Origin of the sequence: Streptomyces sp. TG1A-8 (assembly GCF_030499535.1) — a bacterium.
Classification (GTDB): Bacteria; Actinomycetota; Actinomycetes; order Streptomycetales; family Streptomycetaceae; genus Streptomyces.
The window spans coordinates 6,960,803-6,972,889 of the sequence record NZ_JASTLB010000001.1 but is presented as its reverse complement, the minus strand read 5'-3'; the positions used below and the strand labels follow the sequence as shown (position 1 = coordinate 6,972,889).

The 12,087-nt window shown below is 69.2% G+C and carries 10 protein-coding genes and 3 pseudogenes; 4 read left to right on the top strand and 9 right to left on the bottom strand.

From position 1 onward, the window contains the following. The first annotated feature begins 22 nt into the window (after positions 1–22). Complete coding sequence (locus tag QQY24_RS31110; RefSeq protein WP_301975990.1) at positions 23–961, top strand: zinc-binding dehydrogenase; 939 nt, start codon at positions 23–25, stop codon at positions 959–961. 316 nt (positions 962–1,277) lie between these two features. After that, the gene (locus QQY24_RS31105; protein WP_301975989.1) at positions 1,278–1,799 is read left to right on the top strand and encodes a helix-turn-helix domain-containing protein; all 522 of its coding nucleotides are present in this window, start codon (positions 1,278–1,280) and stop codon (positions 1,797–1,799) included. 205 nt (positions 1,800–2,004) lie between these two features. On the opposite strand, the gene QQY24_RS31100 is transcribed toward QQY24_RS31105, so the two are convergent. The 5 genes and pseudogenes from QQY24_RS31100 to QQY24_RS31080 form a co-directional block, all read right to left on the bottom strand. Then, a complete protein-coding gene (locus QQY24_RS31100) occupies positions 2,005–3,114 on the bottom strand; it encodes an NAD(P)/FAD-dependent oxidoreductase (RefSeq protein WP_301975988.1) in 1,110 nt (369 codons plus the stop codon). 278 nt (positions 3,115–3,392) lie between these two features. After that, positions 3,393–3,560: pseudogene (locus QQY24_RS31095) on the bottom strand (XRE family transcriptional regulator); the annotation flags it as partial. Further along, a pseudogene (locus QQY24_RS31090) lies at positions 3,560–4,241 on the bottom strand (IS3 family transposase); the annotation flags it as partial. The pseudogenes QQY24_RS31090 and QQY24_RS31095, both read right to left, overlap by 1 nt. A gap of 306 nt (positions 4,242–4,547) precedes the next feature. Continuing rightward, positions 4,548–5,174, bottom strand: coding sequence for a hypothetical protein (locus QQY24_RS31085; protein ID WP_301975987.1), 627 nt, complete (start codon positions 5,172–5,174; stop codon positions 4,548–4,550). A gap of 38 nt (positions 5,175–5,212) precedes the next feature. Further along, positions 5,213–6,652: an alkaline phosphatase family protein gene (locus QQY24_RS31080; RefSeq protein ID WP_301975986.1), complete on the bottom strand. Its 1,440-nt coding sequence runs from the start codon at positions 6,650–6,652 to the stop codon at positions 5,213–5,215. 528 nt (positions 6,653–7,180) lie between these two features. On the opposite strand from QQY24_RS31080, the gene QQY24_RS31075 reads away from it, so the two are divergent. Next, the gene (locus QQY24_RS31075) at positions 7,181–7,690 is read left to right on the top strand and encodes an IS3 family transposase (RefSeq protein ID WP_367658027.1); all 510 of its coding nucleotides are present in this window, start codon (positions 7,181–7,183) and stop codon (positions 7,688–7,690) included. Here the strand turns inward: QQY24_RS31075 and QQY24_RS31070 are convergent. Beyond that, positions 7,656–8,804 carry an ISAs1 family transposase gene (locus QQY24_RS31070; RefSeq protein WP_301975985.1) on the bottom strand — a complete coding sequence of 383 codons (1,149 nt, stop codon included), beginning with the start codon at positions 8,802–8,804 and terminating at the stop codon, positions 7,656–7,658. The two genes, QQY24_RS31075 and QQY24_RS31070, sit on opposite strands and share 35 nt — an antisense overlap. Before the next feature lie 134 nt (positions 8,805–8,938). After that, a complete protein-coding gene (locus tag QQY24_RS31065; protein ID WP_301975984.1) occupies positions 8,939–9,073 on the bottom strand; it encodes a hypothetical protein in 135 nt (44 codons plus the stop codon). On the opposite strand from QQY24_RS31065, the pseudogene QQY24_RS34905 reads away from it, so the two are divergent. Beyond that, positions 9,020–9,142: pseudogene (locus QQY24_RS34905) on the top strand (IS3 family transposase); the annotation flags it as partial. The gene QQY24_RS31065 and the pseudogene QQY24_RS34905 overlap by 54 nt on opposite strands. A gap of 300 nt (positions 9,143–9,442) precedes the next feature. Here QQY24_RS34905 and QQY24_RS31060 read toward each other — a convergent pair. Both QQY24_RS31060 and QQY24_RS31055 read right to left on the bottom strand, forming a co-directional pair. Then, a complete protein-coding gene (locus QQY24_RS31060) occupies positions 9,443–10,471 on the bottom strand; it encodes a LacI family DNA-binding transcriptional regulator (RefSeq protein ID WP_301975983.1) in 1,029 nt (342 codons plus the stop codon). Between the two features lie 179 nt (positions 10,472–10,650). Continuing rightward, positions 10,651–12,087: an MFS transporter gene (locus QQY24_RS31055; RefSeq protein WP_301975982.1), complete on the bottom strand. Its 1,437-nt coding sequence runs from the start codon at positions 12,085–12,087 to the stop codon at positions 10,651–10,653.

The window sequence follows — 12,087 nt, the reverse complement described above, 5'->3', positions numbered from 1 at the left end:
TCCCAATGACCTGGAGGTCTGCATGCAGCGCGTCCGTTTCCATGAGTACGGCGGTCCGGAAGTGCTCCGCGTCGAAGACGCGGAGGCTCCCAAGCCCGGCCCTGGGGAACTGCTGGTTCGCACGGAAGCCATCGGCGTGACCCTTCCCTCCGTACGCAAGGTGCGCGGAGAAGACGGCAGGACGCCGCTACCGGGAGTCCTTGGAGGCGAGGTCGCCGGAACGGTGATCGGACTCGGCCCGGACGTGACGGATTTCGAAGTCGGCGACCGCATCACGTCGCTCACTTTCAGCGGCGGTTCCTACTCCGAACTGGCAATCGCCCCCGGTTTCATGGCGAGCCGCATACCGGACGGAGCGAGCGCCGTCCAAGCCGTCGCGCTGGTGCGCAGCGGACACGTCGCCTTCGCCGCCCTCGCCACGGCCCGCCCCCTTGCGAGCGAGTCGGTCCTGATCACGGGCGCCGCGAGCGGAGTGGGACATCTCGCGGTCCAACTGGCCAAGCTTCAGGGCATTGGACGGGTCGTCGCGGCCGTGAGCTCGAACACCAAGGCGGAGTTCCTCCGCGGTCTCGGCGCCGACGAGATCGTGACCTACGGCAGCGAGCACTGGGGGAAGCCGGTCGACGTCGTCCTGGACGGAGTCGGCGGAGATCTACTCCCACGCGCCATCTCCACCCTTGCACCCGGCGGGCGACTCGTCTTCTTCAACTCGGGCGGCGGCACCGTTCCCGCCTTCGACCTCCTGGCAGGATCGAAAACCATCACCGGGCTCACCATGGCGAGGTTTGCCAACACTCAGCGCGAACTCTATGACCAGCATGGCGAGGAGCTGTGGAAGCTGACCATGTCCGGACAGTTGCAGCCGGTCGTCCACGCCCAAATTCCGCTGGCTGATGCGGCACGAGCGCACGAGATCATCGAAGCCCGTGCCAACCTCGGCAAGGTCGTCCTGCTGCCCTGATGGTGAGGCGCAGCGGGAAATGCGTGGCCGCTGCGGCCGGGAGGACCCGACAGAGGAAATGACACGACGGTGAGGCGGAACTGATTGCCCAAGCCATGGGACAACCAAAGAAGCTGCAGGTCACAGCATCGGGCTACGCCACGGGCGGCGAGATCCTACAACCCCGTACACGCCCTGAGTGCTCCTCTCACGGCCGATCACCTGGGCCGGTGTCATATTCCCCCGCCGGGCCGGGTGATCGGCCCCCACAGCCCCGTACAGCCGATCTTGAAGGACCGCCCTCGCTGGCTTCCGTTTCGACGGCCTGGACCGCGCCGTGCAGCAGGCGTTCACCCGCCCGATCCCGAAGTCCGCGGGCGCGCAGATGCGTTACCTGGTCAAGCAGCTCAAGGGCACCCGCGCGGTCGCCGACGCACTCGGCGTCTCCCAGCGCACCGTCGAGCGCTATGCGAAGGACCGGATCCGCCGGCCCCGCGCCGACCTCGCCGCCCGCCTGGCCGACGCCGTCCGCACCCGCTGGCAACCCCGCATCCGCGAACAAGCCCGACGCCAGACCGCCACCAGCACCGGCCTCATCGTCGACACCCGCGCCCGCTTCGGCTTCACCGCCGCACCCGGCACCACCGACGACGCCCGCATCCGCCACCTCACCATCGCCCTGCCACCCCACCACACCGCCCGCCTCTTCGACGCCCAGGGCGCCGGCGCCACCGAACAGCAACTGCGCGCCATCGCCGCCGAAGGCCTCGGCGAGATGTACTTCCGCGACGGCGGCCGCCGCGCCCACGGCCTGGAGGTGGAGTTCACCGACGTCGAACACCTGGAGTTCGACCTGTAGGCGGCAGGCGGGTGCTGGCGATGTGTCCGCCGCTGTGATTGAGGCGCTTCACTTGGTGGCTGAGCGTTCCCGTTGGCGGATTGTGCCTGATAGGGGCGGACCTGCTGGGGCGACCGGTTCGGGGACGGACCGGTTTGCGGAGCCGGGGGCCCGTACCGGCTCCGGGCGGCGTTGGGCCCAGGGCCGGTGTGGTGGTGGCGCTTGCTCAGCGGTCCGTCGGGGGAATGAGGTCGTCGAGTGCCTTGGCGCAGTCCCGGGCGGCCCGGGCCGAGCGCGGCAGCATGAGGTTCTCGTAGGCGCGCACGGCGTCGTCGATGCTGGATTCGGTGATGAGGGCGTAGGCCAGGTCGGCGCCATCGAGCATGGCGAGGTTGGCACCGAGCCCGACGGGGGGCATCAGATGCGCGGCGTCGCCCAGCAGGGTGATGCCAGGGACGTGTTCCCAGGTGTGCGGGACAGGCAGCACGAACACGGGCCGGTGTACGAACCCGCCGTCATGGTGCCTCAGGAGAGAGAGCAGGTTGTCGTCCCAGCCATCGAACATCTTCAGCAGGTGTGCGCGCACGGCCGCCGTGTCGTCGGGCTCCACGTCGGCGGCCACGTGCCAGTTCCGCGGGGCGCGGAAGGCGGCATAGACGCGGATGTGGCCTGTGCTGTTGCGCTGGGCGAGCAGGGCTTTGCCGTCGGCCGTCGCCAGCAGGGTGCCGTGGCCGACCATGCGTGCGAGGCCGGGGTGGCGGGTGTCGCAGTCGCCGAGACCGGTCTCGATGAAGGTGACACCGGTGTAGCCGGGCGTGGCGTCCGACAGGGCTGGGCGGATGCGCGACCATGCGCCGTCGGCGCCGACCACCAGGTCGGCGTCCTCGGTGGTGCCGTCATCCAGGAGTAAGCGCCAGGTACCGTCCCCGAGCGGGGTGGCACCGGTGACATTGCAGCCCCACCGGACGGTGCCCTCGGCGAGGGATTCCAGGAACAGGCCGCGCAGCTGGCCGCGGTCGATCTCCGGGCTGTCGTCGTCGTGGACGAGCCCCGGGAAGGGCAAGGCGGCGGCGGTGACGGGGTCCACCACGCGCCACTCCTGGCTTTCGGGGCGGGCCAGGGCGTGGAACCGGTCGAGCAGGCCCGCCGCACGCAGGGCGGCCTGACCGGTGCCGCCGTGTATGTCGAGGCTACCGCCCTGGAGGCGGGCTCCGGTGGAAGCCTCCGATTCGAAGACGGTGACGGAGCGGCCGTGGAGCTGCAGAACGCGGGCCAGGGCAAGGCCGCCGAGTCCGGCGCCGACGACCACGATGCGGGGGCCATGAGCGGAGTCCATGGAGCTACTTCCTTAAAACGTGGGTGGGTTGCCAGGAGATGCGGCGCACGACCAAGAAAGCACAGTCCCCAACAAAGTGCCTCTGAAATACGGCGCGTTGGCCCGAACGCCGGGCGCCGCGAGCGCGAGAAGGCCAGACCTGCCGGCACCTGACGGCCGCCGCACCCCAGCCCTTCCCCGACCGCGGCACGATGCTCAGCCTCGCCACCCAAGTGCTCACCCGCCAAGTGAAGCCCTCAGTCACATCCAGGGCTCGCGTGCTGTTCGGGGCGCAGTGGCTACAGGTCTAGCTCGAGGTGTTCGATGTCGGTGAACCGGGCCTCTTCCAGGCTTCCGGCGCGGCGGCCGCCGTCCTGGAAGTACACCTCCTTGAGTCCTTCGGCTGTGATCTCCTGGAACCGGGCGTCGCTGGCACCCTGCTCCTGGGCGCCGAAGAGGCGGGCGGCGGGGCCGTCTTGTCCGCGATCGTCGTTCGCCTGGTGCGGCGCGGGCGGCGTCCGATGATCTGATGGGTGCGCATCAGCCGTGTGACGCGTTTGCGGTCGATCTTCGTCCCCGGGCCCTCAGCTCGGCGTGGGCCCGCGGGGCGCCGTAAGCGCCCCGGTGCTCGGGGTGGATGGCACGGATCTCGGCGACCGCCGCCTCGCGGGCCCGGCGTTCGACGCGGACCTCTTCGGTGGCCCGATGCCGGTAGTAGCCGGAGCGAGAGACCTTCAGGACCCGGCACAGCCGCTTGACGCCGAAGCCGGCGCGGTGGCCGGAGATGAAGTCCCAGCGGCGGGTCTTCACTTCACCTCCCTGGCGAAACAGGCGGCCGCCCGGCGCAGGATCTCACGCTCCACCTGCCACTCCTTCTCGGCCTTCGGCAGCCTGGAGCTCTCGGCCCGCAGCCGAGCCAGCTCATCGGCCTGACTCTCCGGGCCATTTCCGCCCCGGACGGCCGACACGCCCGCCCCAGTGTCCTTGCGGACCCACGTGCGCAGTGTCTCCCCGGTGATCCCGAACTCGGCAGCCACGGCCGCGTACGCGCGCTTGCCGCCGCCCGCGCGATACAGCGCGACGGCCTCCCTCCGGAACTCCTCCGGGTACTCGGGAACCGAATTTTTCGGATACCGGGGTAACGCAATGCTCCGCCCAAGAGAGCTCCACGCCGCCACCGTGCCGGATGGCCCCGGTCCACACGCGCGGGGACGCGCTCGGCGCCTGCCCGCAACAAGCTTGAGCCGAGCTTGGGCCCGGCTCTCAGTCCTCCGGCCCCGGTTTTGTCGTCCATCTCGAAGCCAGCGACCACTGGCAGTGCACCGCGACACGGCCACGAGCCGTCACCCGGGTGGAACTCGGGCCGGACCTCCCCCGCGCCTCATCGACGTCGGGATCCGGCGCAACGTCGGCGTAGATCTCCTTCAGGCTCGGGATGGCCCGGGGGGTAACGGTCAGTCGAGTTCGATGTTGAAATCCCAGATGGCGACGGCTTTGCCGGCGTGGCGCCAAGTGAGTTCGGCGGCGCCGGCCTCGTAGGTGCCGACCAGGGTCAGCGTCACGGCCTGTCCGGGGCGGGCGGTGACGGTGGCGGGGCCGCGCGCGGCAAGATGGATGGCGGTGCCGTTCTCGTCGCGTGAGCTGAAGTCGGTGGTGTGCAGGGTGAGCGGCCTGGTGGCGTCGCGGACGGTGACGGTGATGGTGCCGACGGCGTGGTCGGGTACGCCGCTGGGTTTGGCGATCGGTTCCTCGCTGGGGCCGCCGGCGGTCACCACTGCGGTGGTGCCGGGCAGTTCGGCACGTACGGAGTCGCCCATGACCACGAGTTGCAGGTGGTTTTCGCCGGCGGTGGGGGTGGCCTGGGCGGTCGGGGGGCTGGGGATGGGGACGGCGCCCAGTTTGTGGACGGTGTCCGCCGCGTCGTCGGTCTGCGGCCTGTTGGGGGAACTGCAGCCGGTCAAGGCGAAGGCGACGCAGACGAGCGTGGCCAGGATGGTCCGGGGACAGGTGGGGCGGGGGCGCCACGGGCCGGGCCGGCGGTTGCCGGCCCGGCGTGGTGCCGCGGAGCGCACAGCGGTCATCAGCGGCGGGTCATTTCCTTCGGGAGCGGGTGCCCGGGTCAGGGCTTGGTGTGGACGATGGGGTGTTCGGGGTCGTCGATCCGGGCCACGGCCGGGTAGACGATGCTGCCCGACGCCGCCGGGGGCAGGGCCTTGCCCGAGGGGTTGTTGTAGACGTCGGCGCCGAAGGGCCGCAGCCCGTCGGCGGCGGCGTAGCCGAGGTGGCCGTGGCCGTCCGTGCCGCCGTGGCGGATGCCGAACAGGTCCTCCATGCTGCGCAGCCAGGAGTAGTGGTTGTAGGGCTGCTCGCTGACGGAACCGGGCTTGATGTAGCGGGACAGGAAGACCGCGCCGGTGATGCCGCCACCTGGTGTGGTGTCCTGTCCGAACGCCTGGAAGCCGGGCTGGGTGGTGTTCGGACCGGGCAGCTCGTTGCAGCACGCCACGACCGACTGTGCCGTGTCGGTGGGGGTGTTCAGTGACGTGTCGGAGTTGCCGGTGTAGTCGGCGATGGAGTTGCCGTACATCTTGTAGGGCGGGAACGCCTCGTCGAAGACGATCTGGATCATGCCGTCGTGCTGGTACGCCGGCGAGGCCATGATCTCGGGGATGACCTTCTCCAGGAACTTGTCCGAGGCGTACAGGCCGCCCTGGTGGTTGTCCGGGTCGCCGGAGAGGTTGTCGCCCTTGCAGGTCGCGTCGTGCGCGTCGGAGCAGTTGTTCGGGCTGATCCAGGAGAAGCGCGGTGTGGTCTTCTCGCTCTTCAGGTCCTGTGCCAGGCCGGACTTCGCGGCGTGGCCGGCACTGGCGGGCAGGCCGTCCAGCGGAACGACGTTGGCGCAGTCCCTCGGGTGGTCGGTCAGCGAGTGGAACCAGGCCGCCGGGTTGTGCTTGGGCACGTACTGGTCGGCAGCGGTGGCGGCGCCCGGGGCGGGCACCCCGTCGCCGGCCGGGTTGCCGGGGATGCCGCACTGGTAGGCGTTATCCCGGCTGGGGATGTTGCCCATGTCCTGGGCGTACACCTTCCACGGGATCTTCTTGGAGTCGAGCTGGTTGAACAGCGTCTTCACCGAGGACGGGTACACACAGCCCGAGGAGGCGTTGACCTGGCCGTCGGCTGCCGGGGTGCCGGGCGTGACGTCCTTGTACCGCGGACAGTCGTTCTGGTTGTCCGGCGTCGGCGCCTGTCCCGACACGAGGCTGATGTAGTTGTCCAGGCTGTAGTGCCCGGTTCCGTAGTACTGGGTCAGCAACTCACCGTAGGAGGGGAGCGTCTTCCAGAGGTAGCTGTTCTGGTTCAGGCCGGTGAAGGTGGCCTCGTAAGACTTGTTCTCCAGGATGATCGTCCACACGTGGCCGATCTTGTGGGCCGCCGTAGACTGGTGATCCTCCTGAGCCGATGCGGAGGCCGGCGCCAGCGTGACCGCCGCGATCGCGCCCACCACCGCCGTCCCCGCCGCAAGGCGCCACTGTCGGCGCCCGCGTATGAACCCTGCCATGTCCGCTCCTTCGTACAAGGCAACACGCGGCGAAGACCTCCCTCGCCGCCGGGTGCACTGTTCACCCAGAAGGCAACATACGCCTCGACGGCGTACCCAACTTCCAGCAGGAGTCGGGCGAATATTCTGGGTACATTGCACTGTGTCTCTGTAAAACACCGAGAAGGAGGGGAGTTGGAGCACGCCCGCTACCGAGGAACGCCACCCGACTTTCCAGAGGGCGTTCACAGGGCGCGGACGGTGCACACGCGTCAAGGGGGTGCGCGCCGCCGCTCTGAAAACCCCCTGGCCACCGTCACCCCCACAGCCTGCGCAACTTCCCGACAGTCAGCGGTGGACGCCCTCAGGAGCGACAAGCCCGTTCTGGTGCCTGGTGCGGCCCGTCCGCCCACTCGCCCCCTCGCGAGGCAATCGTCATCGAGTACGGCGTGATGTCCATCCGACGGTGAACGTCCAGGTCCGCGAACAGCAGCAGACGATCGAGATCCTGAAAAAAGCGACGGCCTTCTTCGTAAGGGAGAATGGCCGGTGAGCGAGCTGTACCGGTTGACCCACGTGGAGAAGGCGAATTACCCGATCGTCCTGCCGTGCCGGGTGCTGAAGGCCGTCCGCTCCTCTTCCTACGCCCGGTGCGAGGGCGAGGCCGCCCGCCGTGCCCGGCAGGCCGCCGATGACACGCTCGCGCACGAGATCACCGTGCCGCACATCGCTTCCCGGCACACCCATGGTGTCCCGCGCATCCACGCCGAACTGCGCCGACCGGGCCGGCGGGTGAACCGCAAGCGCGCCGCCCCCGTGATGCGTGAGCGCGACATCCGCGGCGTCACCCGGCACGGGCGGCGTTCGCTGACCCGGCCGGATGCGAAGGCGAAGCCGGCTCCGGACCTGACCGGCCGCGACTTCCACGCCGAAGCGCCCCGGGACCAGGCCGGCCGGAGACATCACCCACCTGCCCGCCGCGCAGGGCTGATTCAAAGTCCTGGTGATCATGTATCGGTGCAGGTCAAGCGAGTCCGAGCAGGTCGAGCGGGTGAGTGAAGGGCGCGTAGGAAACCTGCCGTAGCCCGGCGGCGATGCTGCGGTGACCGGCGTCGCGGAGCGTGTTGACCGCGAGGTTCCGCAGTGTGGCCATGTTCGCCGGGCCGTGCCCGGTGCGGACCTTGGATGCGTCCTCGGCGAAGGTTGTATCTCTGACGTGGTGCACGGACTCGATGCCCCAGTGTGCGCGGGCGAGTTGCCCGAGATGCTGCGGGGATGCCTGACGGGAGGTCATGTCGGTGATCGCATAGACCGTCTGCCGGGTGGTCTTCCCGCTCTTGACGTCGGTGCGGTAACGGTGGATCTTCACGGCCTGCGCGACGTGCGGGAAGTCCAGGCCGAGGCCGGTGACGGTCAGCGCACGCACCGAGCGGGTCTCGTGCCGGCCGTGTCCCTGCTCGCGGTCGTGGCGCACCGCGGTGCATTCCTTCCACGGCAGGGCGCGCAGCGCGGTGTGCAGGCGCGGCTGGTTGCGCTTGACCACGAGCACGAAATGGGCCTTCTTCTCCTGTACCAGGTAGCGGGCCTGTTCGCGGCTGGTGTGCAGCGCGTCGGCGGTGACCGTGCAGCCGATCAGGTCGAAGGGCGCCAGCAGCGCGGGCAGGGCGGTGACCTCGGTGGTCTTGTCCGGCACCGGGAGCTGGGAGACCACGCGTCCGGAGCCGGTCAGGGCAGACAGCAGGTGAACGGCGTCGTCGGTGTCGGTGCGCGAGCCGCGGGCGGTCTTGCCGTCCACGGCCACCTGCTCGGCGCCGACCGGGGCGGAGCCGAGCAGATCGGCCAGCCCGCCGGGGCACACCAGGGTGAGCACACGGCGGATCGTGGATGTGGCAGGCGCGCGCCGGATGCCGAGCGGGCCCCGGGACGGGATGCCGAGACGGGCGAGACAGTCCTGCGGGGCATTGCGCGCCCACTGGCCGATGGCCAGGTAGGAGCGGGCCCCGGCCAGCACCGCGCAGGCCGCGGTGAGCAGGACCGACACCAGCGAGTGCCGACGGCCACGGCGGTCGCGCAGGTCGAGCAGTGTCGCCAACCGCTCGGCGACGTCGGGCAGTTCACGCTGGCGCGGCGAGGGCGACTTGGTCAGGCAGACAGTGGCAGACTGGCGGCACATCGAGGCTCCGGTGATACAGGGCGACTTGGTAGGTCACCCCGTCAACTGGAGCCTCGTTGTCTTCGTGACGGCCCACCGGCCACCCCGTCACACCTCCGTGACCAGCAACGCTTCGTGATCACCAGGACTTTGAATCAGCCCTGGCCCGCCGCGGAGGGCTGGCTCTCCCTCGCCCGCCGGCCGGACCTGGCCACCCGCGAGCCGTCGGCTACGCCATGGCCGACCATCGCCGTGCCGAACTCGTCGTCGACGCGCTCGACATGACCCACGGCCGGAGCGGACTCGAGCCCGGGTGCGTGGTTCACAGCGATCGCGGCGGTGAGTACACGTCGGCCCAGCTCCGTGACCGAATAGGGAAGCTGGGGCTGCGGCAGAGCTGCGGACGCACCGGATCATGCTTCGACAACGCCGCCGCGGAAAGCTTCTGGGCCCTGCTCAAGGAAGGGATCGGCACTGGCACCCGGCCCGGCCGTGCCACCGCCCGCGCCGAGGTCTTCTCCCTCATCGGGACCTTCCACAACCGCCACCGCCTGCGCAAACACAAGACCTTCGGCTACCTCACCCCGGCCGGGACCGGACAACGACACCAGCACACCCTCGCGGCACAACGATCACATGTCCAAGATCACGGGGAAACTTCAGGAGCCGGTTTTGGCCGTGCCGGTGGATTGCCGGACCACCAGTTTCGCTGGGAGCAGGAGGGTTGTTTCGCTGAGGTCGCGCTTTTGCAGAGATGCGTGCAGCAGTTTCCACGCCTGTCTGCCGAGGTCGATCCGGGAGCTGCTGGCGGTGGTCAGGGCGGGGAGCATGTGTTGTCCGATGACGACGTCGTCGAAACCGGTGACGGAGATGTCGCCGGGTACGTCGAGTCCGAGCTCACGGAGTTTGGAGATGGCTCCGATGGCAGAGAGGTCGTTGAAACAGATCACCGCGGTGGGGTTGTGCTCAAGGGCCTGCTCGACGGCCTCATAGCTGGTCTCGATGGTCCCGTCGGACTCGACCCGGGTCGCGCGAAGGCCGAGGACGCGCTCGCCGGCTTGCACGCCGCGCCAGCGCTCCCGGTCGATCCAGGACAGCTCCGACCCGGACAGGTAGACGACCCGGCGGTGACCGAGTCCGGCCAGGTGGGCGCAGATCTCGAGCATCGCGGTGAAGGCGTCGACGCCGACCATGGGCAGGTCGACACCGGGCTCGACTCGGTTGACCAGGACGACCGGTATGGACTGGCGGGCGAGTGCACGCAGTTCAGGCAATGCGATGCGTGAGGAGAGCAGCGCGAGGCCGTCGATGTGCCCCATCAGGTCCAGGGCCGCGGCGTACTCGTCGCGGGGATCGCCGGAGTGGTCGGCGATCAGCATGCGGAAGCCGGAGTCGGTGGCGACGTCGTGCATGCTCTTGACGATGTCGTGGAAGTAGGCGTTGCGGAGGTCGGGCATGAGGACGCCGATGTTGCGCAGGGCTCCGAGGGCGAGGTTGCGTGCGGCTTCGCTAGGCCGGTAGGAGAGCTGTTCAGCGACGCGGCGTACACGCTCGGCCAGTTCGGGGTTGACCGTGGAGACGTTGCTCATCACGCGTGAGACGGTGGCGGTGGACACGCCTGCCGCAGCGGCGACGGTGCGGATGGTGGGTTTGCGCGCCTCCTCGGGCTGCGTCGCACCGCTTGTCACGCGCTGCCTCCCTCTGACTGTCCGGCGGGGTGCCTGTCCCGCCCCGCCGGAATCGTATCTCGCTGGAGACATCGCTCACCTCGGGATGCTGGGCCGTGTGCCGGTGCAGCGCCCCACCGGCTGGTGCGTCGGTGGGGCGCTGTTGTTTCGTAAGTGGGGACGTGCGTGAGTCATGGTGCTCATGACGACTCGCGTTGAGCGGCGAGAGCGTCGCGGGGATCGTCGAGGTCGCGGCCGGCCGGTTCGGGCGTGACGAAGCTGGTAGCCACGGTGATCGCGCACAGCAGGGCGGTGTAGCCGGCGAGCCACACCCAGGAGCCGAGTCCGGCACCGTCGGCGGAGGAGCCGCCGTCGGTGGAGACGACTGCGGCCATGATGCCGGCGCCGATGAGCGGGGCGAGCCCGCCGGAGAGCACGGCCGAGACCTCACGGGCCACGGAGACGCCGAGGTAGCGGTGGCGCGCGCCGAACAGCTCGGTCATGAAGGCGCTCTGGGAGCCGAACATGCCCCAGGTACCGATGCCCAGTGCCAGGGAGAGGACGACGATCGTGGTCACGGTGGATCCCTTGCTCAGGGCCCACCAGATCGGGAATGCGGCCAGCAGCTGGAACAGCGCGAAGGCGCGGTAGACACGCACGCGGCCGAACTTGTCGGTCAGCGCACCGGCCATGGGGACGACTACTGCGCCGAGGGTGGCGGCGAAGACCAGGGACAGTGCGCCGATCGGTCCTTCGACGCCGACGGCGGCGGTGGTGACGTAGGCGATGGCGAGGGCCTGGTAGATCGAGGAGCTGCCGTTCTCGGCCATGCGCAGACCGATGCCGCGCAGCAGGGTGGGCCAGGAGTGGGTGAGCAGCTCGCGCAGCGGACGTTCGGCGACCTGGTCGCGAGCCTCGAGCTTTTGGAAGGTGGGGGATTCCTTGAGGCGCAGGCGCAGCCAGATCGCGACGGCGATGATGAGGATGCTGGCCAGGAAGGGGATGCGCCACAGCCACGTGGTGGTGACGGTGTCCTTGCCGGCGTGGTAGAGCAGGAAGTAGATCGCTGCGGCGACCACAGTGCCGATCTGGACGCCCATGAAGGGCAGGGAGGCGATGAAGCCACGGCGGTGCCGTGGGGCGTATTCGGTCATCAGGATCGAGGCACCGGCCATTTCTGCTCCCGCGCCCAGGCCCTGCACGACGCGCAGGAGGATCAGCAGGATGGGTGCGAGGATGCCGGCTCCGCCGTACCAGTCGTCGGGGTTGTCGTGGTAGGTGGGCAGGAATCCTATGAGTGTGCTGGCCGCTCCCATCATGGCCACCGTGGCCATGAGGACGAATTTGCGGCCCAAGCGGTCGCCGAGACGGCCGAAGATGATGCCGCCCAGGGGGCGGGCTGCGAAGCCGATGAAGTAGGTGCTGAAACTGAGGATCAGCCCGGTGGTGGGGTTGGCGCTGGGGAAGAACAGCGGGCTGAAGACCAAGGCCGAGGCCAGGCTGTAGAGCGCGAAGTCGTAGTACTCCAAAGCGCTGCCGATCGAGCTGGCCCAGGCGGCCCGGCGAAGGTCGGTCGTGGTGACCTGGTGGTCATGGGGTGGTGAGTCGTGGGCGTCGACCTGAACGGGTTGAGTCAT

Excerpts from the sequence above, each read along its gene's own strand:
- QQY24_RS31110 (WP_301975990.1), top strand. The coding sequence starts at position 23 with ATGCAGCGCGTCCGTTTCCATGAGTACGGCGGTCCGGAAGTGCTCCGC.
- QQY24_RS31100 (WP_301975988.1), bottom strand. The coding sequence starts at position 3,114 with ATGGACTCCGCTCATGGCCCCCGCATCGTGGTCGTCGGCGCCGGACTC.
- QQY24_RS31085 (WP_301975987.1), bottom strand. The coding sequence starts at position 5,174 with ATGACCGCTGTGCGCTCCGCGGCACCACGCCGGGCCGGCAACCGCCGG.
- QQY24_RS31080 (WP_301975986.1), bottom strand. The coding sequence starts at position 6,652 with ATGGCAGGGTTCATACGCGGGCGCCGACAGTGGCGCCTTGCGGCGGGG.
- QQY24_RS31070 (WP_301975985.1), bottom strand. The coding sequence starts at position 8,804 with ATGTGCCGCCAGTCTGCCACTGTCTGCCTGACCAAGTCGCCCTCGCCG.
- QQY24_RS31055 (WP_301975982.1), bottom strand. The coding sequence starts at position 12,087 with ATGACTCAACCCGTTCAGGTCGACGCCCACGACTCACCACCCCATGAC.